Here is a 23,230-nt window from a genome sequence, read left to right on the forward strand (position 1 = left end):
AGGGGGAAAGCGCGCAGCGCTCCCTCCAACTCCCAGCAAAAAAGCCAAACCCCCCAACGAAAAACGGAGCCAAAGGCTCCGTTTCTCATTCACTCACTCAATCATCCAAACCCACTCAAGCCACCGGCTCACGCAACTCCGGCATCTCCCAGCCCTGACGCGGTGCAAACCGATCACCATGACGCGCCTGCAAAACCTTCAGCTTCTCCACCAGCGAATCAGCGCCGGTAGCGCGAATATGCTGGATCGGGCCGCCACGGAACGGCGCAAACCCGGTGCCGAAGATCACGCCGGCATCCAATAGATCGGCGTCAGTCACCACGCCATCGTGCAGGCAGGCCACCGCCTCGTTGAGCAGCGGCAAAATCAAGCGATCCTCCAGGTCCGATGGCGCCTGGTACTCCTTGGCAACCTCCGGCTTCACCGCGCGGCCGTTCTCCCATTTGTAGATGCCCTGGCCGTCCTTCTTGCCGCGTTTGCCCTGCTCAACGCTGGCCAGCGCCGCCGGAATCTGCAGACCCAGGAACGGCGCCAGCTCCTTGCCCACGCCAGCGGCCACGTCCAAGCCGACGGTGTCGAGCAGTTCGATCGGGCCCATCGGCATGCCGAATTTCACCGCAGCCTTGTCGATCACCGGACCGGGGATGCCTTCGGCATACGCGGTGGCCGCTTCCAGCATGTACGGGAACAGCACGCGGTTGACGAGGAAACCCGGCGTGCCGGCCACCGGCACCGGGAACTTGCCCAGCGCCTTGCAGAACGCGGCCAGCCGCTTCTCGGTTTCCGGCGCCATGCCGTCGTGGTGGATGATTTCCACCAGCGGCATCTGCGCCACCGGGTTGAAGTAATGCAGGCCAGCGAACTGCGCCGGGTGCTGGATATGGTCACGCAGCTCGACCAGCGGGATCGACGAGGTGTTGGTGGTCAGCAGCGCATCGGCCTTCATCTTCGGCTCCAGCGTCTGGTACAGCTCACGCTTGGCTTCCGGGTTCTCGATGATGGCTTCGATCACCAGATCGGCCTGCGCCACGCCGTCACCGGCCAGATCGGCTTTCAGGCGCGCGGCCACGTCCGGGCGCTTGGCCGGGTCTTTGACCTTCTTCTCGAACAAGGCCTGCGCGCGGGTCATGGCCGGGTCGATGAAGCGCTGCTCGCGGTCCTGCAAGGTCACGTTGAAGCCCTTGTAGGCCGCCCACGCTGCGATATCACCGCCCATCACGCCGGCACCGACCACATGCACATGCTGGATGCCAGAATCCTTGCCGCCCAGGCCCTTGAGCCGTTCGGTCAGGAAGAAAATGCGGATCAGATTGCGCGCGGTCGGGCTGCTGGCCAGCTTGACCACAGCGCGGCGCTCGGCATCCAGGCGCTTCTGGATCGGGCTGCCGCCGGTGCGCTCCCAGGTGCTGATCAGCGCATACGGCGCCGGGTACTGATCCTTCTTGGCCTTGCGTGCGACCTGCTTGGCCATCTGCGGCGCCAGAATCTTGCGCGCCGGCCAGGTGTTGGTGGCCCATGCAGTAGCGCGCTGCTTGAACGGCCGGGTCACGCCCGACTGCAGTACCGACACCGCGGCATCCACCAGCACCGCCGGTGCCGCCACCTTGTCGACCAGTCCGATGCCGCGCGCGGCCGAGGCCGACAGGGTGCGGCCGGTCAACATCATGTCCATCGCCGCCGGGGCGCCGACCAGCTGCGGCAAGCGCGCGCTGCCGCCCCAGCCCGGGAAGATGCCCAATTGGGTCTCCGGCAGGCCGATCCGGGTCGAAGCGTCGTTGGACGCCACGCGATAACGGCAGGCCAGCGCCAACTCGGTGCCGCCGCCCAGGCAGTGGCCGTGAATGGCGGCAACGGTCGGGCAGGGCAGTTCAGCCAGCTTCTGGTAAACGTTCTGACCACGGCGGATGGCGTCATTGACGGTGCCGCGCCGGTCGAACTCCTGGAATTCCTTCAGGTCCGCGCCGGCAATGAAGCCAGCCGCCTTGGTCGAGCGCACCACCACACCCTTGGGCGGGTCGATGGCCAGGCGCTCGACGATGTCACCCAGTTCCAGCAGCACGTCCTGCGACATCGCATTGACGGGGCTGTCCTTGCGGTCGAGGCTGAGCACGGCGATGCCGTCCTCGCGCAGTTCGGTGTGCCAATGATTGAAGCGGAGCCCGTCGAAGCCTGAAAGCATGGGACGTTCCATCCGGTTGTGTATGGAGAAGATCGCTATGATCCAGAGGTTGTTTCCCCGGCGTCAAATCCCAATGCTTTGGAAGGTGATGCGTTCGCGCCGGCAGCAGCTTCCCGACAGCCTAGCCGAACGGGAGTTAAAAGCCGGTGCGCCCCCCTCCGGCGAGGGGACTGAACTTTTTCCGCGAGCAGCGGTCTCATTGCCCGACGTCGGTTGGGCTGACAGGAGTGCGGCCCGTTATGGCCGAGGTTGAAACACCACAGGAGTTGGACCTGGAACTGGTCCGGCGCGTGCAGCACGGCGAAAGCGCAGCGTTCGATGTCCTGGTTCGCAAGTACCAGCACCGTGTCGTTGCGCTGATCGGGCGCTACATCGCCGACTGGAGTGAATGTCAGGACGTGGCCCAGGACACTTTCATCCGCGCTTACCGCGCGATTGGAAATTTCCGTGGCGACGCCCAGTTCTATACCTGGTTGCATCGGATCGCAGTGAACACCGCAAAGAACTACCTGGCTGCACACAACCGGCGCCCGCCGACGGACGATGTCGACATCGGTGACGCCGAGCAGTTCGACAGCGGCATTCGTCTGCGCGACACCGACACGCCCGAGCGTGAATTGATGCGCCAGGAATTGGAACAAACCGTGATGAAGGCGGTCGAAGCGTTGCCTGAAGAGTTGCGTTCGGCTATCACGTTGCGAGAGGTGGAAGGCATGAGTTACGAGGAAATCGCACAAAAAATGGGTTGTCCGATTGGCACGGTACGTTCGCGGATATTCCGCGCACGCGAAGCCATCGACGTTCAACTGCGGCCCTTGTTGGATACCGCCAGTGCAACCCGTGAACGGAGCCGTACATGAACAGCACACGCCAGACCCCGGAGATCATGAACACCAACGCCGACAAGTTTGAGCTTCACTACCAGCAGCAGCTGTCTGCATTGGTGGACGGCGAGCTGGCTGCCGATGAGGCGCGTTTCATGCTGCGCCGCCTCGAGCACGACGCGGATCTGTCCGCGTGTCAGGAGCGTTGGCAGATGCTGGGCGATACGCTGCGTGGGCAGGCCTGCGCGCCGGCGCCGATGGATTTCAGCGCGAAAGTGCGTGCGGCCATTGCGGCCGACATCAAACAACATGGCCCGGTGCAGATGACGCCTCAGCGCCCGGCGCGTAGCGGTTGGATGCGCTGGAGCGGTGGTGCGGCATTGGCGGCTTCGGTCGCCGCGGTGGCTCTGTTCATGGCCCGCGAACAATTGCCGGGCGAGGCCTTGCCTGATCCGGTGATCGCCACAACCGCGCAGGTTTCGAGCATGCCGGTGCAACCAGCGCCGGACGCCGGTCAGGTCGTCGGCGATGCCGCTGCCCTGGTCGCTGCCGCACCGGCTGTTGCGGTGGCAGTGGCACGCCGTCAGGACGCTACGCAGCGCCGGGGCAGTGCCACCCGCACCCAGCAAGCCGCACGCGCCTCGTCGATTGCCCGCGTCACCGAGCCGCAGCGCGCGCTGGCAGCCGCACCGGCCTTGCCGGTGCCAGCGGTTGCGTCAGGCTTGCAGCGTGATCCGTTTGCCGCTGCTGGCAATCTGCAGGCCCGGCCGTGGCCGCGTTCGGCGCTTTCTCAAAGTGGTGCATTGAATGCCAGCTTCCCGGTGCGGGAGCAGGGCGGGGCGACGTTCTACCCGTTCGAGCCGCGCTTGCCGGCCCATGAAGCCGACGCCGCCGAGCTGCCTCGGCTGACGCCGCGTCACTGAGTTTGCGGTGCCGGTCGGCGTCTGCTCACCGGCACTTCCCCCTGATCCTGCCAACATGCCGTTGCCCGGCGTGGTCGCGCAGGTCTTTCTTTCCGTATCCCGATGAACCGGAGGCTCGCTGCCGATGACGCACCGTATCCATTCCAAGATTTTTGGCCTGCTGGCGATGACTTTGCCGCTGGCGGCCTGTGCCCAGACCACTGCGCCCGCCGCGCCGGCTGAGCAGGCCGCCGCCGCGCGCCCGGTGGCGCCCGCGCCGCAGTTGGTCAGTGGCTTGCCGGATTTCACCCAGCTCGTCGATCAGGTCGGCCCGGGCGTGGTGAATGTGGAAACCATCATCGGCGCTCGCCGTGATCCGCGCATGGCCAGCAACCCGGACATGGACCAGATGCCGGAATTCTTCCGCCGCTTCTTCGGCCCGGATTTTCCCGGCCCGGGGCAGCAGGGTCCGGGCCCGCGTGGGCAGGACAATGGGCCGCGCGGTCGCGGCATGGGTTCGGGTTTCATCATTTCCAATGACGGTTATGTGCTGACCAACCATCACGTTGTCGATGGCGCAGAGTCGGTCAAGGTCAAGCTCAGTGATCGCCGTGAGTTCACCGCCAAGGTGATCGGCAGCGATGCCCAGTACGACGTGGCGCTGCTGAAGATCGACGCCAAGAACCTGCCGACCGTGCGGGTGGGCGATTCCAATACGCTCAAGCCGGGTCAGTGGGTATTGGCCATCGGTTCGCCGTTCGGTCTGGACCATTCGGTCACCGCCGGCATCGTCAGCGCTACGGGCCGCAGCAATCCGTATGCCGACCAGCGCTATGTGCCGTTCATCCAGACCGACGTGGCGATCAACCAGGGCAACTCCGGTGGCCCGCTGTTGAACACGCGCGGTGAAGTGGTCGGCATCAATTCGCAGATCTTCTCCGCCTCGGGCGGCTACATGGGCATCAGCTTTGCCATTCCGATCGATCTGGCGATGAATGCCGTCGATCAGATCAAGAAGACCGGCAAGGTCAGCCGTGGTCAGCTGGGCGTGATGGTCGGTGCGATCACCGCCGATGCCGCCGAAGGGCTGAAACTGCCGGACGGCCGTGGTGCGCTGGTCAACCAGATGGTGCCGGACAGTTCGGCCGCCAAAGCCGGCATCGAAGTGGGTGACGTGATCCGCTCGGTCAATGGCACCGAGATCAACTCCTCCAGCGAGCTGCCGCCGTTGATTGGCGCCATGCCGCCGGGCAGCAAGGTGCGTTTGGGCATCGTGCGTGACGGCAGGCCGCGTGACATCACGGTGACCCTGACCGAACTGGCCGAGGACGCGCAGCGTGGCGGTGGTTCCGCTGAAGGTGCCGACGAGGGCAAGCCGCAGACCGGCGCCAATGCCTTGTTGGGTCTGGAATTGGCCGACCTGACCGCCGCCGAGCGTCGTCAGCTGGGGCTGGGTGCGGGCGAGGGTGTGCGCATCATCGGTGTGAACAGCCAGGCTGCCCGTGAAGCGCGGTTGTCCCCGGGCGTGGTGGTGATGCAGGTCGGCCGCACCCCGGTCGGCAGCGTTGCCGCGCTGAACCGCGAGCTGGCCGGCGTCAAGAAGGGCGATGTGGTGATGTTGCTGGTCCGCAGTGGCGCCAACAGTGCCTTCGTGGCGCTGCGGGCGGGCGACTGATTCGCTCCAAACCCTGCTGTAGCAACGGGAGCCGCCTTCGGGCGGCTCCTTTCGTTCAGCTCCGCGCAGCGCGTGTGCGGGGCCGTGTCCGGGCGTGCGATAATGCCCCGTTATCCTGCCGACGCCGCGCCGACGCCGCTACCTATGCCCCACGATTCAATGCGGATGATCCGCAACTTCTCCATCATCGCCCACGTTGACCACGGCAAGTCCACACTTGCTGACCGCATCATCCAGTTATGCGGCGGTTTGAGTGCGCGCGAAATGGAAGCGCAGGTGCTCGACAACAATCCCATCGAGCGCGAGCGTGGCATCACGATCAAGTCGCAGTCGGTGTCGGTGCCGTATACGGCCCGCAACGGCGAGACCTATTTCCTGAACTTCATCGACACCCCCGGGCATGTCGACTTCTCCTATGAAGTCAGCCGCTCGCTGGCCGCCTGCGAAGGCGCGCTGCTGGTGGTCGATGCCGCGCAGGGCGTGGAAGCGCAGTCGGTCGCCAACTGCTACACGGCCATTGAACAGGGCCTGGAAGTGGTGCCGGTGCTGAACAAGATCGACCTGCCGACCGCTGATATCGACCGTGCCAAGGCCGAGATTGAAGCGGTGATCGGCATCGATGCCACCGACGCAGTCGCAGTCAGTGCCAAGACCGGCCTGAACATGGAAGAGGTGCTGGAAGCCATCGTGCACCGCATCCCGGCGCCGGTTGACCGCGGCAGCGACAAGCTGCAGGCGCTGATCATCGACTCGTGGTTCGACAACTATCTGGGCGTGGTCTCGCTGGTGCGCGTGATGCAGGGCCAGATCAAGCCCGGTGACAAGATCCAGGTCATGTCCACCGGCCGTTGGCATCTGGTCGACAAGGTTGGCGTGTTCACCCCCAAGCGCAAGGAAATGCCTGCGCTGCGTGCCGGTGAAGTGGGCTGGATCAACGCCAGCATCAAGGACGTGCACGGTGCACCGGTCGGCGACACCCTGACCCTGCAGTCGGACCCGGCGTCCGAGCCGCTGCCCGGTTTCCAGGAAATGCAGCCGCGCGTGTTCGCCGGCCTGTTCCCGGTGGATGCCGAGGACTACCCGGACCTGCGCGAAGCGCTGGACAAGCTGCGCCTGAACGATGCCGCGCTGCGCTTCGAGCCGGAAAGCTCCGAGGCGATGGGCTTCGGCTTCCGCTGCGGCTTCCTCGGCATGCTGCACATGGAAATCGTGCAGGAGCGTCTGGAGCGCGAGTACAACCTCGATCTGATCAGCACCGCACCGACGGTGATCTACGAGGTGCTCAAGAGCGACGGCACCATCGTGATGATGGACAACCCGGCCAAGCTGCCGGCGATCAACACCATCGAAGAAATCCGCGAACCGATCATCCGCGCCAACATCCTCACGCCCGAGGAGTACATCGGCAGCATCATCAAGCTGTGCGAAGAGAAGCGCGGCAGCCAGATCGGCATCAATTACATGGGCAGCCAGGTGCAGATCAGCTATGAGCTGCCGATGGCTGAAGTGGTGTTGGATTTCTTCGACAAGCTCAAGTCGGTCAGCCGTGGCTATGCCTCGCTGGAATACCACTTCGTGCGTTTCGACGCCGGCCCGTTTGCGCGTCTGGACGTGCTGATCAACGGCGACAAGGTCGATGCGCTGTCCTTGATCGTCCACCGCAGCCATGCCGACCGGCGCGGTCGCGAGCTGTGCGAAAAGATGAAGGATCTGATCCCACGGCAGATGTTCGACGTGGCCATCCAGGCCGCTGTGGGTGCGCAGATCATTGCCCGTACCACGGTCAAAGCCATGCGCAAGAACGTGTTGGCCAAGTGCTATGGTGGCGACATTTCGCGCAAGAAGAAGCTGTTGGAAAAGCAGAAAGAAGGCAAGAAGCGCATGAAGCAGGTTGGCCGCGTGGAAATCCCGCAGGAAGCCTTCCTCGCTGTGCTGCAGATGGACAAGTAACAGTGAATCGGGATGCGGAATGGGGAGTGTGATGTGCCTGTTTGGGCACTCGTTTTCCCCGTCCGTTTCCCCATTCCCATTCCAAAGGAACACGAATGAAATGGTTTGAAATCGCCCTGGTAGTACTGACGCTGGGTTCGGGTCTGGTGCTGCTGTTGGACAAGCTGTTCCTGGCCAAGCGCCGCGCCGCCAAAGCCAGCCTGTTGGACAGCGAAGAACCGGTGGTCGTGGATTACTCGCGCGCCTTCTTCCCGGTGCTGCTGGTGGTGTTGGTGCTGCGCAGCTTCATCGCCGAGCCGTACAAGATTCCGTCCAGCTCGATGATGCCCAACCTGCTGATCGGCGATTTCATCCTGGTCAACAAGTTCTCTTACGGCTTCCGTCTGCCGATCACCAACACCAAGGTGATTCCGGTGTCCGAGCCGGCGCGTGGTGACGTGGTGGTGTTCCAGTTCCCGGGCCATCCGGGACAGCCGGACGATCCGCAGATTGGTGAGAACTTCATCAAGCGCGTGATCGGCCTGCCGGGTGACCACATCAGCTTCCATGGCGACTCGGTGTCGATCAATGGCCAGCCGGTGTCCTATGACGTGAAGGGCGAATATCTCTTCAACGGCAAGCCGACCAGTCAGACCTTGCTGACCGAACATCTGCCGGGCCGCTCGCACACCGTGCTGGAGCAGCTGGGCGTTGCTGATCCGCGCAGCCAGGGCGAGTGGAACGTGCCGCAGGGCCACTATCTGGTCATGGGCGACAACCGCGACAACAGTGATGACGGCCGTTTCTGGGGCGTGCTTCCCGAGCAGAACCTGCGCGGCAAGGCATTCCTGATCTGGCTCAATTGCAGCGGCTGGTTCTGCAAGAACAGCTTTGAGCCGTCCCGGATCGGGACGCGCATTCAGTAATCGGCATGCAGCCTGTCCAGCGCCGGCGTGCCAGCGGAGGGATGCGACGTAGTCGTGCTCACGTCGTCCCCTGCGTGCCCGGGCAGGTTCGAGCCAGGCGCGTAATTGGTCTGTCGGCTGGCCGGATGGGTTTTCGCGGCGCTGCCCTGACCTTCTGCGACGCGCCCGTGCAACGTGGCCATTACCGCTTGGCGGCCCACTATCCGGGCGCCGACCAGTTGACCGAATGGCTGTCGGGGCGTACCCATACGCTGGCGGAAATGTCCGGTTTGCCCAACTCCGATAGTCAGCCGGATTGGGCGGCAACGCTGGGCCAGTCCTGTGTGATGGGGGACAATCGCGCCAAGGCTGGCGGCCCGCATTTGTGGTCGGCGGACAGTTCGCCGTGCCGTGAACGCCCGAAGAGCCGGGTCTTCGGGGTCGGAGAGCGGTTCCAAGCAGTGTTGCACCACCCATTCCGAGCCGACCCTGTTGGGGGAACGCATTCAATGATCAACAACGTGTATCTGGGGAGATCGCAATGAAGTACAAGCAAAATGGCATGACCTTGACCTCGTTCCTGGCCGTGCTGGCCGTGGTGGGGTTTGCGCTCTATATCGGCATGAAGCTGTTCCCGATGTACCAGGAGTTCTATGCGGTCAAGTCGTCGATGAAGGCGCTGGCCAAGGAGAGCGGCAGTGCTGACATGGCCCCGGCCAAGGCGCAGGAGCTGTTCTTCAAGCGCATGGACATGAATTATTCCGAAAGCGTCAAGCGCGACAACATCAAGTTCGAGCGCATTGATGGTGGTTGGCGCATGAACGTCAATTACGAAGTGCGCCGTCCGTTGGTTGGCAATCTCGATATCGTCGGCCGTTTTGAAAACTCCCAGGATCTGACTTCGCGCAGTGTTGAATAAGACGTTCCAACGGGGTGACCTGATCGGTCATCCATTCAAGAATCAGGATCTGCTCAAGCAGGCCCTGACTCATCGCAGTGCCGGCGCTCCGCACAACGAGCGTCTGGAGTTTCTGGGCGACAGCATCGTCAACATGCTGATCGCCGAGGCGCTGTTCAGCCGCTGGCCGAAGGCCGACGAGGGCGCGTTGACCCGCGCCCGCGCCATGCTGGTCTGCGAAGGAGCGCTGGCGGTCATCGCGCGTACCTTGCAGCTGGGCGAGCGCCTGACGCTGGGCCCGGGTGAGATGAAATCCGGCGGCCATCGGCGGGATTCGATCCTTGCCGACACCGTGGAAGCGGTGGTTGCCGCCATCTACCTGGACGTTGGCTTTGATGCCTGCCGCGTGGTGGTGCTGCCCTGGTTCGAGGAATCACTGGCCGCGGTGCCGGTGGGCAAGCCTGAAAAAGACCCCAAAACACGCCTGCAGGAATGGTTGCAGGCCCGGCAGAAGGGGCTGCCGGTGTACGAGCTGGTTTCGGAAACCGGTGACGACCACGCCAAACACTTTCAAGTGTGTTGTCGCGTGGCAGACCCTGCCGTGGCTACCGAGGGCGAAGGCACTTCGCGCCGGTTGGCTGAACAACAAGCGGCTGCTGCCGCAATAGCGCAATTGGAATCCAAGTGAACGACACCTCCCCCCATCGCTGTGGCAGCGTCGCTGTCATCGGCCGTCCCAATGTCGGCAAATCGACCCTGACCAATGCATTGGTTGGCGCCAAGGTCAGCATTGTCTCCAACCGTCCGCAGACCACGCGCCACCGTCTGCTGGGCATTGCTACTTACCCGGAAGGCCAGCTGGTGCTGGTCGACACGCCCGGGCTGCATCGCCAGCAGAAACGGGCAATGAACCGGGTGATGAACCGCGCCGCGCGCGGCTCGCTGGAAGGTGTCGACGCCGGCCTGCTGGTGATCGAAGCCGGCCGCTGGGATGAAGAAGATACGCTGGCCTTCAACGTGCTCAGTGATGCCGGTGTCCCGGTCGTGTTGGTCGTCAACAAGGTTGACCGGCTCAAGGACAAGGGCGCGCTGCTGCCGTTCCTGCAGGAAATCACCGTCGGCCGCGAATTCGCCGCCGTGCATCCGATCTCCGCACTCAAGCGCAACGGTCTGGACGCGCTGGTGCGTGACCTGATCGGGCTGGTGCCGGAAGCACCGCCGATGTTTGGCGAAGACGAAATCACCGACCGCAGCCAGCGCTTCCTCGCCGGCGAACTGGTGCGCGAGCAGTTGATGCGCCAGCTCGGCGAAGAGCTGCCGTATGCCACCACGGTGGAGATTGAACGCTTCGCTGAAGACGGCGAGCTGCTGCGCATCGGCGCGGTGATCTGGGTCGAGCGCGAAGGCCAGAAGGCCATCGTCATCGGCAAGGGCGGCGTCCGCCTGAAGGACATCGGCGCCAAGGCGCGCATGCAGATGGAGCGTTTGTTCGGGGCCAAGGTGTTCCTGGAAACCTGGGTTCGCGTACGCGAAGGCTGGTCGGACGACGAAGCCGCACTGAAGGCCTTCGGTTACGGCGAGTAAGGGTTGAAGGCAGCGAGCGGGAAAGAGGGAACAAGGAAGCCGGGATTTGCCGGCGAAGCGTTTCCCTCCCGCTCGGGCCTGAGTGTTTTTCCTTGGCATCGGCGACCCGCAACACGTTCCGCGCCGTTTAGCCGCATTCCCAGTTCCCCGCCCCTCGTTCCCCGCCCTCGATGCGCATCACAGACCAGCCCGCCTACGTCCTGCACGCGCGCCCCTGGCGTGAGACCAGTTTGCTGGTGGAAGTGCTGACGCTGGAGCACGGCCGTGTGGGTTTGTTGGCGCGCGGTGTGCAGGGGCCGAAAAAGCAGGCATTACGCGCGGCTCTGCAGCCGCTGCAGTCCATCAGCTTCGATGCGGTGATGGGTGGCGAATTGGCGCAGCTGCGGCGCGCCGAGAGTCAGGATGTCGCGCCGCGCCTGCACGGCAATGCGATGCTGGCCGGCTTCTATGTGAGCGAGCTGGCGATGCGGCTGGCGCCGCGCAACGATCCGTCCCCCGAGCTGTACGTCGCCTACGGCGTGTTGCGTAGCCGACTGGAGGCGATGGAAAACTTGGCGTGGTCGCTGCGTTGCTTCGAGCGCGATCTGCTTGAAGCCTTGGGCGTCGGTTTCGATTGGACCTGCGCGGCCGATGGTGAAGCCATCGATCCCGCCGCGCGTTATCAGCTGGATCCGACACAAGGACCGCTGCGGCAACTCAGCGAGCGCAGCAGTGCGGAGCGTCGCGGTCTGGCGACCGGCAGTGCCTTGTTGGCGCTGGCCGAAGACAAACTTCCCGCCGCGCCCGACTTGGCCAGCCTGCGCCTGCAGATGCGCGCCGTGTTGCTGCACCACCTGGGCGGTCGCGGGTTGAAATCCTGGGAGATGCTGGGCGACCTGAGTCGCCCGGCGGAGTGAAGCGCCGCTCAGCCGAGCAGCGCGCTTACCGCACTGTCGAACTGCTGCCGGGCGGCAGGTGCGCCGGGCGTGTTGTGCAGCTGGCGTACCGCCCGTGCCAGTTTCAGTGCACCGACAAAACCGCAGCTGGCCTGCAAACGGTGCAGTTGGTTACGCAGTTCAGCGTCATCGTGCCGATCAAACGCGCGACCCACCGCGTCGCGGGCGCTGGGTAATTCGGCCAAAAACAACTCGCGTAGTGCACGCAGATGCGCCTGTTGTCCGTTCAGTGCGGCAAGCGCAACGGCTTCGTCCCAATGCGGGATTTCCGTCGCTTCGCAGCTGTCGCTGCCTGCGGTCGACTTGGCCAACGTGCGGCGGATTGCTTTGAGCAGGGTGTCGCGGGTCATCGGCTTGATCAGCGTTTCGCTGAAGCCGGCCTGTTGCAGCGCTTGTTGGACCTCGGTGCTGGCATCGGCGGTGTGCGCCAGTGCCGACACGCGTGGATGCTTGGCGCGCAGCCGTTGCAGCAGGCTGGGACCGTCTCCGTCGGGCAGGTTGACGTCGATCAGCCAGAGATCGTAATGCGCGGATTCGGCGCGCTGCAGCGCGCTTGCGAACGAGTCGGCGATATCCACCGTCGCGGGCAGTGATTCCAGTGCGAACTGGAAAAATCCCTGACTGGTCATGTCGTCCTCGACCAGTAGCAGGTGCGGAACGGATCCCTGTGTCTGCGTATTCATCTGCTGCCTCCATGCCAGCGCGTTTTGTGCATATTAGCGAGGGGGCCAGTATCTGCAAGCGGCGGGAGAGGTTCGGCCACGCTTCTGCGACAATACGCCCCCTTTTGCCCGCAGCCTGTTGCCACGTGGCCCGATCCAGAACCCCCCGCATAGACAAGACCCCGTTCCAGACCGACATCCTCGACCTGAGCCACGATGGCCGTGGCGTTGCACGCCGTGAAGGCGAGGGCGGGAAGGTCACCTTCATCAGCGGCGCATTGCCGCAGGAAACGGTGATGGTCGAGCAGACCGGCAAAAGCCGTCACTTTGATGAAGGCCGCACCCTGGAGGTGCTGAAGGCATCGCCGCATCGCGTGGAAGCGCGTTGCCCGCATTTCGGCGTGTGCGCCGGCTGTGTGCTGCAGCACCTGGACGAGTCGCAGCAGATCATCGCCAAGCAGCGCGTGTTGATGGACAACCTGGAGCGTATCGGCCATGTGAAGCCGGGCGCCGTGTTGCCGCCGCTGGCTGGCGACAGCTGGGGCTACCGCCGCAAGGGGCGTTTCTCGGTGCGTCGCGTCGAGAAGAAGGACAAGACGCTGGTCGGTTTCCGCGAGTTGGATCCGCGTTTTGTTGCGGATCTGTCGCAGTGCCTGACGGTGATCCCGGAAATCGGCAGCAAGGTGTCGGCGCTGTCGGAGTTCATCGAATCGCTGGATGGCAAACGCGATATTCCGCAGATTGAATTCATTGCCGGTGACGCCGCCATCGCGCTGACCGTGCGTCACATGCAGCCGCTTTCCGCTGCCGACACGGAAGCGTGGAAGGCATTCGGCGAGGAACATGGTTTCGCCATCTATCTGCAGTCTGGTGGCCTGGAAACCGTGCAGCCGTTGTGGCCGGCCGAAGGCGTGCCATTGTCGTTCGCATTGCCACAGTGGGACGTGGAACTGGCGTTCCGACCGCTGGATTTCATCCAGGTCAACGCAAAGCTCAACCAACAGATGATCGCGCACGCGCTGACCTTGCTGGACGCACAGCCGGATGAGCGCGTGCTTGATCTGTTCTGTGGCCTGGGCAACTTCACCTTGCCGTTGGCGCGCACGGTGCGCGAAGTGGTGGGCGTGGAAGGTGAAGCGGGTCTGGTCACGCGTGCCAAGGAAAACGCCGCGCGCAATGGTTTGGACAACGCGCAGTTCTTTGCCGCTGATCTCACCCAGGACCAGCGCAACACGCCGTGGATGAAGCAGGGCTTCGACAAGCTGCTGCTGGATCCGCCGCGCTCTGGCGCGATCGACGTGCTGCAGCAGCTGCCGTTGAAGCAGTTCAAGCGCATCGTCTACGTCAGCTGCCATCCGGGTTCGCTGGCACGTGATGCCGGTTACTTGGTCAACGAGCAGGGCTTCACGCTTGTGTCGGCCGGTGCGATGGACATGTTCCCGCACACCGCGCACGTCGAAAGCATTGCCGTGTTCGAGAAGAAGTAAGTCATGGGCATCGAGATCGAACGTAAATTCCTGGTCACCAGCGATGCCTGGCGCGCTGCCGCGCATGCCGTCATCCCGATGGCGCAGGGCTACATCAACGACATGGCGGCGATGGACAACGGCACGCAGAAGGCCTCGGTGCGCGTGCGCATCCAGGGCCAGGACGCGTACTTGAACATCAAGTCGCGCGAGCTGGGCCACACCCGCCAGGAGTTCGACTACCCGGTGCCGGTGAGCCAGGCGCGCGAGTTGCTGGCGCTGTGCGTGGGCGGCCTGATCGACAAACGTCGGCACATGGTCAGCTTCGGCGGCCTGCTGTGGGAAGTGGACGAATTCCTCGGCGACAACGCGGGTCTGGTGGTGGCCGAAGTCGAACTGGAAAGTGCCGATCAGCGCTTCGACAGACCCGATTGGGCCGGTGCCGAAGTCACCGACGAACTGCGTTACTACAACCTGGCCTTGGCCTCGCGCCCGTACAGCGCGTGGAGCGACGAAGAGCGCAGTCAGGGCAACGCTTGAGTTGAATGCTGCCTAGGCTGGGATGTGAATCCCAGCACCTGGACGCCGAGGTCTTCGCTGGGATCCGCATCCCAGCCTACGGCGCTGGGATGTCGCTTTTGCCTCCCTTGCGCCGCAGGCGGAGGGGAGGGTTGGGAAGGGGTTGAGCTTCCGCCTGTCTGCGGCAACACAGACAAACACGCCGTCGTGCAACGGAAGGTTCCATGTATCGGCACGGGCTCTCCGTTACGCTGCGACTCCCTGCACGACAACGGAATCGCCCCATCATGCGCATTGATATCTGGTCCGACGTGGTCTGCCCTTGGTGCTGGATCGGCAAGCACCGTTTCCAGCGTGCGCTGGCGCTGATGGGCGACAAGGCACCGGACTTGGACGTGCATTGGCATCCGTTCCTGCTGGCGCCCGACGCCGATGCCAACCCGGTGCCGCTGCGTGAGGCCTACGCGGCCAAATTTGGCGGTATCGAGCGTACCAACCAGATGCTGGCGCAGACCCAATCCACCGCTCAGGCCGAAGGCCTGCCGATGGATTTCGACCGGGGCCAGGTCAAGGTCACCACGCTGCCGGCACATCGGCTGATGTGGCTGGCCGGCACGCTGGATGTGCAGGAGCCGGTGGGCGAAGCCTTGTTCCGCGCGCACTTCGAGCACGGCCGCAATCTGGCTGATCCGTTGGTGCTGATCGAAGCGGCTGCGGCCGGCGGTATCCCGGCTGAGCGCGTCACCGCGATGCTGGGCTCCGACGAGGGGTTGGCGGAGGTCCGCGCCGGCTTGGGTCAGGCGCAGGCGTTGGGTATCCAGTCGGTGCCGACTTTCGTCATCAACGGCAAGTACGCGGTGCAGGGTGCGCAGCCGCCGGAAGTGATCGCCGAGGTGCTGGCGAAAGTGGCCGCCGAGTTGGCCCCCGCCGCACCCGCAAACGATGAACAGGGCTGCGGCCCGGATGGCTGCAGCGTCTGACGGCAAAGGCGCCATCTGCGACAATGCCGGGCTACACCGCAGCCTGCGGTGACCTGGAGTCCTTGCATGCTTTTGATCGGCGTTGCCGGCACCGAATTGACGGCCCAGGAGCGAGACTGGCTGCAGCACGATGCGGTGGCCGGCGTGGTGCTGTTCAAACGTAACTTTGCCTCCCGCGAGCAGGTGGTCGAGTTGACCTCGGCCATCCGCGCGGCCACCGCGCGGCCGCTGCTGCTGGCCGTGGATCAGGAAGGCGGGCGCGTGCAGCGCTTCCGGGAGGGTTACACCGAACTGCCGCCGCTGGATGGCCTCGGCAAGCTGTACGGCACCGATCCGGATGCCGCATTGGCGCTGGCCGAACAGCACGCCTGGTTGATGGCCAGTGAAATCCGCGCCAGTGGCTTGGACCTGAGCTTCGCCCCGGTGGTGGATGTTGGCCACGGCAACCTGGCCATCGGCAACCGCGCTTTCGGTGAAGACCCGCAAGCCGTGGCCGCACTCACCGCCGCCTATGTGCGCGGCATGCATTCGGTGGGCATGGCTGCCACGCTGAAGCATTTCCCCGGGCACGGCACGGTGCGTGAAGACACACATGTGGACATCGCGATTGACCCGCGCTCCCTGCAGGAAATGGAAACCCTTGATCTGGTACCGTTTCGCGCAGGCATCGCCGCTGGCGCCGATGCGGTGATGATGGCCCACGTCATCTACCCGCAGGTTGCGCCGGAACCGGCCGGTTACTCGTCGCGCTGGATCAACCAGATCCTGCGTCAGGACATGGGGTTCCGCGGCGTGGTGTTCTCCGACGACATCGGCATGGCGGCGTCATTCGCTGCCGGTGGCGTCAAAGCCCGGGTCGATGCCCACCTGGATGCCGGCTGCGATGTGGTGTTGGTCTGCCACCCGGAGCTGGTCGAAGAATCGCTGCAGGCCGTTGCTGGCCGCAGCCTCAATACCGCTGCGCTGCTGGGCTTGATCACCCGTGGCGCGATGGCCTGGGGCGGCCTGTTGGCCGACGGCCGTCATGGCGATACCCGTAACCGTTTGCTTGAAAACCTTGGAAGAACCGTCTGATGCCCAACCTCACTATCGAACAGGCCCTGGCCCAGGCCGACCTGCTGGTCGACCGTCCCACCATCGACAAGGCCATTGCCGGCATCGCCGACGCGATTGCGCGCGATTACAAGGGTGAAGTCCCGGTCTATCTGTCGATCATGCACGGCGCGCTGCCGTTCGCCGGCCAGCTTGCGCTGGAACTGGGCGCGCGCGGGCAAGACCTGCAGTTCGACTACCTGCATGCCACCCGCTACCACGGCGAAACCGGCGGCGATCTGGTGTGGAAGCACCGTCCAGCCACCGCGCTGTTCGGGCGCCGCGTACTGCTGGTCGACGACATCCTGGACGAAGGCTTCACCCTGCAGGGCGTGCGCCAGTGGTGCATGGAGCAGGGCGCCACCGACGTGCGCATCGCCGCGATGACGGTGAAGAAGCACGACCGCGCGCTGCCGGACGTCAAGGCCGATTACGTCGGCGTCGAGCTGCCGGACCGCTTCGTGTTCGGCTTCGGCATGGACGTCAACGAATCGCTGCGCACCCTGCCAGCCATCTACGCGATGAAGGAATAAGCCGCGCCGCACCGGGGCGCCTTGTGCACTCCGGGCTGCCGCTGGCAACGATACGGCCCGGGTGCGCCGACGCGCCGCCCGGGCCGCTGGGCAACACCGCATCAGGAATCAGACATGGAACCTATCGCCCTGGCCGTGATCGGCGGCACCGGCGTCTACAAGCTGGCCGCGCTGGACGATGTCCAGACCCATGAGGTCGAAACCGTTTATGGCGCGCCATCCGGCCCGGTCCGTATTGGCCTGTTGAACGGCCAGCGCGTGGCCTTTCTGGCCCGCCACGGCGAGGGTCATTCGATCCCGCCGCACAAGATCAACTACCGCGCCAATCTGGCTGCGCTCAAGCAATTAGGCGCCACCCGCGTGCTGGCGCTGAATACCGTTGGCGGCATCGGCGACAACTTCGGCCCGCGCGTGCTGGCCTGCCCGGATCAATTGATCGATTACACCTGGGGCCGGATATCCACGCTCAGCGAGGAAGCCGGCAGCGAGGTGCTGCACGTCGATTTTGGCCATCCCTACACGCCGTCTTTCCGCGACAAGGTGCTGGCTGCGGCCAAGGCCAAGGGCGTGGCGATGCAGGACGGCGGCTGCTATGGCGCCACCCAGGGTCCACGGCTGGAAACCAATGCCGAAATCGCGCGCATGCGTCGTGACGGCTGCGACCTGGTCGGCATGACCGGTATGCCTGAAGCGGGTTTGGCCCGTGAGCTGGGCTTGGAGTACGCCTGCTTGGCCATCGTCGCCAACTGGGCGGCCGGCTGTGGCGAAGCGGGGGAAATCACGATGGCAGAGGTGCTGGCAAATGTGGAAGCCGCCTCGGCGGGTTTGCCGACTTTGGTGGGTGAACTGGCGAGGGGGTGATTGTCATCCCGGCTTAAGGTTTGCATACTCCGCCAGTACGCTTCATTCAGCGTGCATCAATCCATTCATCGAACAAGGTCTCGCATCACCATGCCGAACGGTACCGTCAAGTGGTTCAACGACGCCAAGGGATTTGGCTTCATCTCACCGGAGGACGGCAGCGCCGATGTCTTCGCGCACTTCTCTGCGATCAACTCCAAGGGCTTCCGCAGCCTGCAGGAAGGCCAGCGCGTCAGCTATGACGTGACCGATGGCCCGAAGGGTGCCCAGGCTTCAAATATCACGCCGGCCGAGTGATTCACCCGGTTGTGCCGAAAAACCCCGCTTCGGCGGGGTTTTTTTTTGGTTGAGTGGTGTCAGCTAAGAGCTTCCCCTCACCCCACCCCCCGCTCCGCGCCCCTGACCTTGCGCTGGCGCAAGGGCGTTCGAGGAGCAGCGAACCAGTGGTTCGCAGCCTGCTCCTCTCACCCCGCTTGCGGGAGAGGGGCTCAGTGCTGCTCGCGCTGGCGGCTTAAAGCCTCTGCTGCTTGCGGCTTAAAGCCCCTCTCCCGCATGCGTGAGAGGGGTTGGGGTGAGGGGGCAGTTGAAGCTGGAAGTACGAAGGAACGCAATGAACAAACCATTGGATATCGCCATCGTTGGTTACGGCACCGCCGGGCAGGCCTTGGCGGTGCTGCTGTCGCGCGACGGCCATCGGGTGCAGGTGTTTGAGCAGGCGGCCACGCCGGGGCCGGTGGGTGCGGGCTTCCTGCTGCAGCCCAGCGGCCTGCAGGCGCTGTGGCAGATGCAGTTGCTGCCGCAGGTGCTGGAACACGGCGCGGTGGTGCGCCGGCTGTACGGGGAAACCCCGTGCGGGCGCGCGGTGATGGACATGCACTACGCCGGGCTGGATGCGCGCTTGTTCGGCGTGGGCATGCAACGCGGCGCCTTGTTCTCGTTGCTGGACGCGGCCTGGCAGGGCGCGGGCACGCTGCATGTGGACAGCCGCATCACCGCCATCGACGACAGCCTGCAGCGCGTGCAGGACAGCCACGGCCACTGGCATGGGCCGTTCGACCTGGTGATTGCCACCGACGGCTCGGCCTCAGGCCTGCGCGCGCAGGTGCAGGGCACGCGGCTGGATCGCATCTATCCGTGGGGCGCGCTGTGGTGCCTGCTGCCGCGCGGCGATTGGGCGTTCGGCGACGAGCTGCGTCAGCGCTATGTGGCCGCGCGCAAGATGATCGGCCTGCTGCCGGTGGGCACCCGGCCCGGCGACGACGAACCCCGCCTGAGCTTTTTCTGGAGCCTGCCGCGCGATGGCTTTGAGCGTTGGGAACAGAATGGTTTGGCACCCTGGCTGGATGAGATCGAAACCTTGTGGCCAGACGCGCGGCAGCGGCTGCAGGGTGTCACCGTGCAGACGCAGTTGGCACGCGCCAGTTACCGCGACGCGGTGATGGACCGCTGGTATCGCGGCCGGTTGGTGTTGGCGGGGGACTCAGCGCATTCCATGAGCCCGCAGCTGGGGCAGGGCGTGAACATGGCGCTGATGGATGCGCTGGCGTTGCGCGATGCCTTGCGTGCCGAAGCGGGAATCGACGCGGCGCTGGCGCGTTATCAGACGCAGCGCAAGGCACATGTCGGCATGTACCAGTTCTGGAGCCGCTGGCTGACGCCGGTGTTCCAGTCCGACCGCGATTGGGTGGCCAACGCCCGCGACCTGCTGTTCAAGCCGATGGGACGCATGCCTGGCGGCCGCGGGCACATGCTGCGCGTGCTCAGCGGCACCCAGCACGGGTTGTTCGGCAAGCTGGCGCTGGAAGACGCATTCATCGCCGCGCTGCAGGAGCTACCAGCCGGGCGATGACACGCGCACAACGGGGGCATGCGGCAGAATCAGCGGTGCCATCGAGGAGCCGCTGCCATGACGCTGCAACTGCCCGCGTTTGAAACACACGTCGTCGACAACCAGCCGCCGCCGTTTGGCGGTCGCAACCTGTGGCGCGATGACCGCGCGCTGCAGGAGGCGATGACGCGCGAGGGCGGCAAGGCGTTCGTGATGGCGCTGTCGCATTACGGTGAACTGGCCGGTGGCGATCTGTACCGCGCTGGCTTCGAGGCCAACCGCCAGCGGCCGCTGCTGCGCACGCACGATGCGCAGGGCCATCGCATCGATACGGTGGATTTCCATCCGGCGTATCACCAGCTGATGTCCACGGCCAAGACGCACGGGGTGGCTGGGCTGTCCTGGCATGCCCCGCAAGCCGGTGCGCATGTGGCGCGTGCGGCGCTGAGCTATCTGCATCACCAAGCCGAAGCCGGCACCAGCTGCCCGTTGACCATGACGCACGCCGCGGTGCCGGTGTTGCGGCAGGAGCCGGCGCTGGCCGAATGGGCCAGCAAGGCCGCCATGCCGTTCTACGATCCGCGCGATCTACCCATCGGTGACAAGGCCGGCATCACCCTCGGCATGGGCATGACCGAGAAGCAGGGTGGTTCGGATGTCCGCGCCAACACCACCACCGCAACGCCGTTGGTCACGCCCGGCGAATACAGCTTGGTAGGCCACAAATGGTTTTTCTCCGCGCCCATGTCCGATGGCTGGCTGGTGCTGGCGCAGGCGCCCGGCGGGCTGACGTGTTTGTTGATGCCGCGTCGTTTGCCCTGCGGGCGGCGCAATGCGTTTCATCTGATGCGGCTGAAAGACAAGCTGGGCGACTGGGCCAATGCCTCCAGCGAAGTCGAGTTCTGCGGCGCGTGGGCACGGCGCATTGGTGAGGAAGGTCGCGGTGTCGCCACCATCATCGAAATGGTGATGCTGACGCGGCTGGACTGCATGCTGGGCGCGGCAGCGGAAATGCGCATGGCGTTGGCGCAGGCGCTGCATCATGCTCGGCACCGGCGGAGCTTCGGCAAGCGCTTGGTCGAACACGCGTTGATGGCGAACGTGCTGGCGGATCTGTCGCTGGAATCAGAAGCGGCCACGGCGTTGTCGATGCGGGTGGCGCGCGCGGTGGACGTCGCGCCGCAAGATCCACGCGAGGCCGCGTTCGCTCGCATTGCCACGGCCATCGGCAAGTTCTGGGTCTGCAAGCGGGCACCGGCCTTCGTCAACGAAGCGCAGGAATGCCTGGGCGGTGCGGGCTATGTCGAGGAGTCGATGTTGCCGCGCCTGTATCGGCAAGCGCCGCTCAATTCGATCTGGGAAGGCAGCGGCAATGTGCAGTGTCTGGATGTGCTGCGCGCCTTGGCGCGTGAGCCACAGGCGCGTGCGGCGTTGCTGGACGAGCTGCAGCAGGCGAGTGGTCAGGCAGATGCATACGATCGCGCGCTGGTCGCTGTGTCGCCGGCATTGTCCGGTGCTGTGATTGCCGAGGCCGATGCGCGCCGTCTGGTCGCGCAGTTGGCGGTGTTGCTGCAGGCCGCAACGTTGTTGCGCGCGGGCAGCCCGCTGGCCGCATTGTTCGTGCAATCGCGGCTGGGCGGCACCGGCCATGTCTACGGCGTATTGGATGCCGCGACGCCGTTTACCGACATCCTGGCGCGCGCGCTGCCGGCCGATTGATCAGCCGGCGCCGTCGAGGTTGGCGTCGAACGGCAACACGCGGTTACGCCCGCTGCGTTTGGCGCGGTACAGCGCGGCATCGGCTTTGCGCAGCAAGGTGATGCCAGCCACGCCATCGACCGGGTAAGTTGCTACACCCAGCGATACCGTGATCGGCGGCAGCGTCTTGCCGGAGAACGGCACGCTCATCTGCGACAGCGCGATGCGTATTTCCTCGGCATAACGCAGTGCCGAGGCGCGATCGGATTCCGGCAGGATCACCGTGAATTCTTCGCCGCCGTAACGGCAGGCAATGTCTTCGCCACGCAAGCGTGATGTCAGCAACTGGCCGACCGCCGCCAGCAGCGCGTCACCGCCGCCGTGGCCGTGGGTATCGTTGAATTGCTTGAAGTGGTCCACGTCCAGCATCAACACCGACAGCGGGAAATCACGGCGTCCACAGCGGGCGATTTCGCGCGCCAGCGACTCTTCCAGATAGCGCCGGTTGTACAGGCCGGTCAGTGGATCGCGGATGGATTGCAGGCGCAGCGATTCGCGCAGGCGCAGGTTGCTCAAGGCCAGCGACAGCTGTTCGACGGCGGACTCGGCCACCGGCAGTCGCGGCAGTGGCCCGGGCCCGGCGCCACAGAGGAACAGGAAACCCAATTGCGCACCTTGTGCCGACATCGGAATGCAGGCCGTTGCCACGCTGTTGCCGGGTTCAGGGCGGGCGATATGCGGGCAGCCCGCATCGCGATGCAGGTCATCGATGAAATGTGGTTGGCCGCGACGGATCGCCCAGCAGTCGCTGGGCACCAGGAACGCACTGGTTTCCACCAGTGGCGTGCCCCAGTGAACGATGTTCTCCGCGCGGTCATTGGAGGCACGCAGCAGGTACACCGAACCGGCGACCTCCGGCAGCAGCGCTTCCAGCGTGCGCGCGGTGATCTCCAGGGCTTCCTCCGGATTGGCACAGCTCTGCAGCAGGCCGGTGTAGCGACCGAGCGTCTGCAGGTCGGCGCTGGAGCGCTCGAGGTGTTCGAGGTTGATGGCCAGCTGTTGGCCGGCACTGGCCGCACGCTTTTCCGCACGCGAACGGCGGCGCAATTCCGATAGCAGAATGCCGTATACCGAGGCCACCACCGCCAGACCAAACGGGATGCCGGCGAAGGCCAGGCCCAGCAGCAGATCAGCGCTGCGGCGCGAGCTGGCGGCGCGCTCCACCAGCAGCGCCTGTTCGGCCTGCACCATCAGCCGCACCTGTTCGCGGATGGCGCTGGTGGTGCGGAAGGCGTTCTGGTTGATGGCCGCACGCGCCGGTTCCAGCCCCTGGCTGTCGTAGATGCCGACCACATGCTGGATCTGCGCCAGGCGGCGACCGACCAGCTCTTCGAGCTTGCGTGCGTTGGCGGTCTGCTCGGGGTTGTCGGCGATGGAGCGGGAAAGCGTTGTCAGTACCAGTGGCAGGCGCTCAACGCTCATCTGGTAGTCGAGCAGATAGGCCTGACTGCCGGTGAGCAGGTAGCCGCGTTCGGCCGATTCGGCATCCAGCACCATCGACTGGATTTCGTCGATGCGGCCGATGACTTCATGGGTATGCGCGACCAGGCGTGCGTCAGCGATAAACCAGCGGGCACCGACAAACACGCCAATGCCAATGGCAATGAAGACGAGCGCGGAGAATGCCAGTGCGAACTTACTGCGGGTGCGTTGTTGCATCGCCACCTTGATTGCGTATTGGGTGAAGCCGGTGCATCCCC

Annotated in this window: 21 protein-coding genes; 18 read left to right on the forward strand and 3 right to left on the reverse strand. The window is 64.6% G+C overall.

Annotated features, from left to right (window positions below; all coding sequences use genetic code 11):
* Nucleotides 1-115 precede the first annotated feature (115 nt).
* Nucleotides 116-2,179 (reverse strand): 3-hydroxyacyl-CoA dehydrogenase NAD-binding domain-containing protein, encoded by a 2,064-nt coding sequence (locus ACREP4_RS08635; protein ID WP_431595782.1) that lies wholly within the window; start codon nucleotides 2,177-2,179, stop codon nucleotides 116-118.
* A gap of 239 nt (nucleotides 2,180-2,418) precedes the next feature.
* Between ACREP4_RS08635 and rpoE the strand changes: the two genes are divergently transcribed.
* From rpoE to recO, 9 genes are all read left to right on the forward strand, one after another.
* Nucleotides 2,419-3,039 (forward strand): RNA polymerase sigma factor RpoE, encoded by a 621-nt coding sequence (gene rpoE, locus ACREP4_RS08640; protein ID WP_431595783.1) that lies wholly within the window; start codon nucleotides 2,419-2,421, stop codon nucleotides 3,037-3,039.
* The gene (locus ACREP4_RS08645; protein WP_431595784.1) at nucleotides 3,036-3,926 is read left to right on the forward strand and encodes a sigma-E factor negative regulatory protein; all 891 of its coding nucleotides are present in this window, start codon (nucleotides 3,036-3,038) and stop codon (nucleotides 3,924-3,926) included. The genes rpoE and ACREP4_RS08645 overlap by 4 nt, the downstream gene beginning before the upstream one ends.
* A gap of 124 nt (nucleotides 3,927-4,050) precedes the next feature.
* Nucleotides 4,051-5,580 (forward strand): DegQ family serine endoprotease, encoded by a 1,530-nt coding sequence (locus tag ACREP4_RS08650; RefSeq protein ID WP_431595785.1) that lies wholly within the window; start codon nucleotides 4,051-4,053, stop codon nucleotides 5,578-5,580.
* Nucleotides 5,581-5,739: 159 nt separating this feature from the next.
* A complete protein-coding gene (gene lepA, locus ACREP4_RS08655) occupies nucleotides 5,740-7,530 on the forward strand; it encodes a translation elongation factor 4 (protein WP_431596148.1) in 1,791 nt (596 codons plus the stop codon).
* 95 nt (nucleotides 7,531-7,625) lie between these two features.
* Nucleotides 7,626-8,435, forward strand: coding sequence for a signal peptidase I (gene lepB / locus ACREP4_RS08660; RefSeq protein WP_431595786.1), 810 nt, complete (start codon nucleotides 7,626-7,628; stop codon nucleotides 8,433-8,435).
* 520 nt (nucleotides 8,436-8,955) lie between these two features.
* The gene (locus ACREP4_RS08665; RefSeq protein WP_431595787.1) at nucleotides 8,956-9,333 is read left to right on the forward strand and encodes a DUF4845 domain-containing protein; all 378 of its coding nucleotides are present in this window, start codon (nucleotides 8,956-8,958) and stop codon (nucleotides 9,331-9,333) included.
* A complete protein-coding gene (rnc, locus tag ACREP4_RS08670) occupies nucleotides 9,323-10,000 on the forward strand; it encodes a ribonuclease III (RefSeq protein ID WP_431595788.1) in 678 nt (225 codons plus the stop codon). The genes ACREP4_RS08665 and rnc overlap by 11 nt, the downstream gene beginning before the upstream one ends.
* On the forward strand, nucleotides 9,997-10,896 hold the full coding sequence (gene era, locus ACREP4_RS08675; protein WP_431595789.1) for a GTPase Era: 900 nt from the start codon (nucleotides 9,997-9,999) through the stop codon (nucleotides 10,894-10,896). The genes rnc and era overlap by 4 nt, the downstream gene beginning before the upstream one ends.
* Before the next feature lie 170 nt (nucleotides 10,897-11,066).
* Nucleotides 11,067-11,792 carry a DNA repair protein RecO gene (gene recO, locus ACREP4_RS08680; RefSeq protein ID WP_431595790.1) on the forward strand — a complete coding sequence of 242 codons (726 nt, stop codon included), beginning with the start codon at nucleotides 11,067-11,069 and terminating at the stop codon, nucleotides 11,790-11,792.
* An 8-nt stretch (nucleotides 11,793-11,800) separates the two neighbouring features.
* Here recO and ACREP4_RS08685 read toward each other — a convergent pair whose 3' ends face one another.
* Nucleotides 11,801-12,514, reverse strand: coding sequence for an Hpt domain-containing response regulator (locus ACREP4_RS08685; RefSeq protein ID WP_431595791.1), 714 nt, complete (start codon nucleotides 12,512-12,514; stop codon nucleotides 11,801-11,803).
* 125 nt (nucleotides 12,515-12,639) lie between these two features.
* Here ACREP4_RS08685 and rlmD point away from each other — a divergent pair, with 125 nt between their 5' ends.
* The 9 genes from rlmD to ACREP4_RS08730 all read left to right on the forward strand — a co-directional run bounded on the left by rlmD (nucleotide 12,640) and on the right by ACREP4_RS08730 (nucleotide 21,491).
* Nucleotides 12,640-13,980: a 23S rRNA (uracil(1939)-C(5))-methyltransferase RlmD gene (gene rlmD / locus ACREP4_RS08690; RefSeq protein ID WP_431595792.1), complete on the forward strand. Its 1,341-nt coding sequence runs from the start codon at nucleotides 12,640-12,642 to the stop codon at nucleotides 13,978-13,980.
* A gap of 3 nt (nucleotides 13,981-13,983) precedes the next feature.
* Entirely contained in the window at nucleotides 13,984-14,499 is a 516-nt protein-coding gene (locus ACREP4_RS08695; protein WP_431595793.1) for a CYTH domain-containing protein, read from the forward strand.
* Between the two features lie 266 nt (nucleotides 14,500-14,765).
* A complete protein-coding gene (locus tag ACREP4_RS08700; protein ID WP_431595794.1) occupies nucleotides 14,766-15,458 on the forward strand; it encodes a DsbA family oxidoreductase in 693 nt (230 codons plus the stop codon).
* Between the two features lie 66 nt (nucleotides 15,459-15,524).
* The gene (nagZ, locus tag ACREP4_RS08705) at nucleotides 15,525-16,532 is read left to right on the forward strand and encodes a beta-N-acetylhexosaminidase (protein WP_431595795.1); all 1,008 of its coding nucleotides are present in this window, start codon (nucleotides 15,525-15,527) and stop codon (nucleotides 16,530-16,532) included.
* Nucleotides 16,532-17,083: a hypoxanthine-guanine phosphoribosyltransferase gene (locus tag ACREP4_RS08710; RefSeq protein ID WP_431595796.1), complete on the forward strand. Its 552-nt coding sequence runs from the start codon at nucleotides 16,532-16,534 to the stop codon at nucleotides 17,081-17,083. The genes nagZ and ACREP4_RS08710 overlap by 1 nt, the downstream gene beginning before the upstream one ends.
* Nucleotides 17,084-17,197: 114 nt before the next feature.
* Nucleotides 17,198-17,944 (forward strand): S-methyl-5'-thioinosine phosphorylase, encoded by a 747-nt coding sequence (locus ACREP4_RS08715; RefSeq protein ID WP_431595797.1) that lies wholly within the window; start codon nucleotides 17,198-17,200, stop codon nucleotides 17,942-17,944.
* 90 nt (nucleotides 17,945-18,034) lie between these two features.
* Nucleotides 18,035-18,241 (forward strand): cold-shock protein, encoded by a 207-nt coding sequence (locus ACREP4_RS08720; protein ID WP_057636079.1) that lies wholly within the window; start codon nucleotides 18,035-18,037, stop codon nucleotides 18,239-18,241.
* 313 nt (nucleotides 18,242-18,554) lie between these two features.
* Nucleotides 18,555-19,793, forward strand: a complete 1,239-nt coding sequence (locus ACREP4_RS08725; RefSeq protein WP_431595798.1) for an FAD-dependent oxidoreductase — start codon at nucleotides 18,555-18,557, stop codon at nucleotides 19,791-19,793.
* A 57-nt stretch (nucleotides 19,794-19,850) separates the two neighbouring features.
* On the forward strand, nucleotides 19,851-21,491 hold the full coding sequence (locus tag ACREP4_RS08730; RefSeq protein ID WP_431595799.1) for an acyl-CoA dehydrogenase family protein: 1,641 nt from the start codon (nucleotides 19,851-19,853) through the stop codon (nucleotides 21,489-21,491).
* Here ACREP4_RS08730 and ACREP4_RS08735 read toward each other — a convergent pair whose 3' ends face one another.
* Complete coding sequence (locus tag ACREP4_RS08735) at nucleotides 21,492-23,201, reverse strand: diguanylate cyclase (RefSeq protein ID WP_431596149.1); 1,710 nt, start codon at nucleotides 23,199-23,201, stop codon at nucleotides 21,492-21,494. It lies immediately after the preceding gene.
* Nucleotides 23,202-23,230 lie beyond the last annotated feature (29 nt).

The organism is Stenotrophomonas sp. (assembly GCF_050737575.1).
In the GTDB taxonomy this organism is placed as follows: Bacteria; Pseudomonadota; Gammaproteobacteria; order Xanthomonadales; family Xanthomonadaceae; genus Stenotrophomonas.

Coding starts and splice junctions, on each gene's coding strand:
- ACREP4_RS08635 (WP_431595782.1), bottom strand. CDS start 2,179: ATGCTTTCAGGCTTCGACGGGCTCCGCTTCAATCATTGGCACACCGAA.
- rpoE (WP_431595783.1), top strand. CDS start 2,419: ATGGCCGAGGTTGAAACACCACAGGAGTTGGACCTGGAACTGGTCCGG.
- ACREP4_RS08645 (WP_431595784.1), top strand. CDS start 3,036: ATGAACAGCACACGCCAGACCCCGGAGATCATGAACACCAACGCCGAC.
- ACREP4_RS08650 (WP_431595785.1), top strand. CDS start 4,051: ATGACGCACCGTATCCATTCCAAGATTTTTGGCCTGCTGGCGATGACT.
- lepA (WP_431596148.1), top strand. CDS start 5,740: ATGCGGATGATCCGCAACTTCTCCATCATCGCCCACGTTGACCACGGC.
- lepB (WP_431595786.1), top strand. CDS start 7,626: ATGAAATGGTTTGAAATCGCCCTGGTAGTACTGACGCTGGGTTCGGGT.
- ACREP4_RS08665 (WP_431595787.1), top strand. CDS start 8,956: ATGAAGTACAAGCAAAATGGCATGACCTTGACCTCGTTCCTGGCCGTG.
- recO (WP_431595790.1), top strand. CDS start 11,067: ATGCGCATCACAGACCAGCCCGCCTACGTCCTGCACGCGCGCCCCTGG.
- ACREP4_RS08685 (WP_431595791.1), bottom strand. CDS start 12,514: ATGAATACGCAGACACAGGGATCCGTTCCGCACCTGCTACTGGTCGAG.
- ACREP4_RS08695 (WP_431595793.1), top strand. CDS start 13,984: ATGGGCATCGAGATCGAACGTAAATTCCTGGTCACCAGCGATGCCTGG.
- ACREP4_RS08700 (WP_431595794.1), top strand. CDS start 14,766: ATGCGCATTGATATCTGGTCCGACGTGGTCTGCCCTTGGTGCTGGATC.
- nagZ (WP_431595795.1), top strand. CDS start 15,525: ATGCTTTTGATCGGCGTTGCCGGCACCGAATTGACGGCCCAGGAGCGA.
- ACREP4_RS08710 (WP_431595796.1), top strand. CDS start 16,532: ATGCCCAACCTCACTATCGAACAGGCCCTGGCCCAGGCCGACCTGCTG.
- ACREP4_RS08715 (WP_431595797.1), top strand. CDS start 17,198: ATGGAACCTATCGCCCTGGCCGTGATCGGCGGCACCGGCGTCTACAAG.
- ACREP4_RS08720 (WP_057636079.1), top strand. CDS start 18,035: ATGCCGAACGGTACCGTCAAGTGGTTCAACGACGCCAAGGGATTTGGC.
- ACREP4_RS08725 (WP_431595798.1), top strand. CDS start 18,555: ATGAACAAACCATTGGATATCGCCATCGTTGGTTACGGCACCGCCGGG.
- ACREP4_RS08730 (WP_431595799.1), top strand. CDS start 19,851: ATGACGCTGCAACTGCCCGCGTTTGAAACACACGTCGTCGACAACCAG.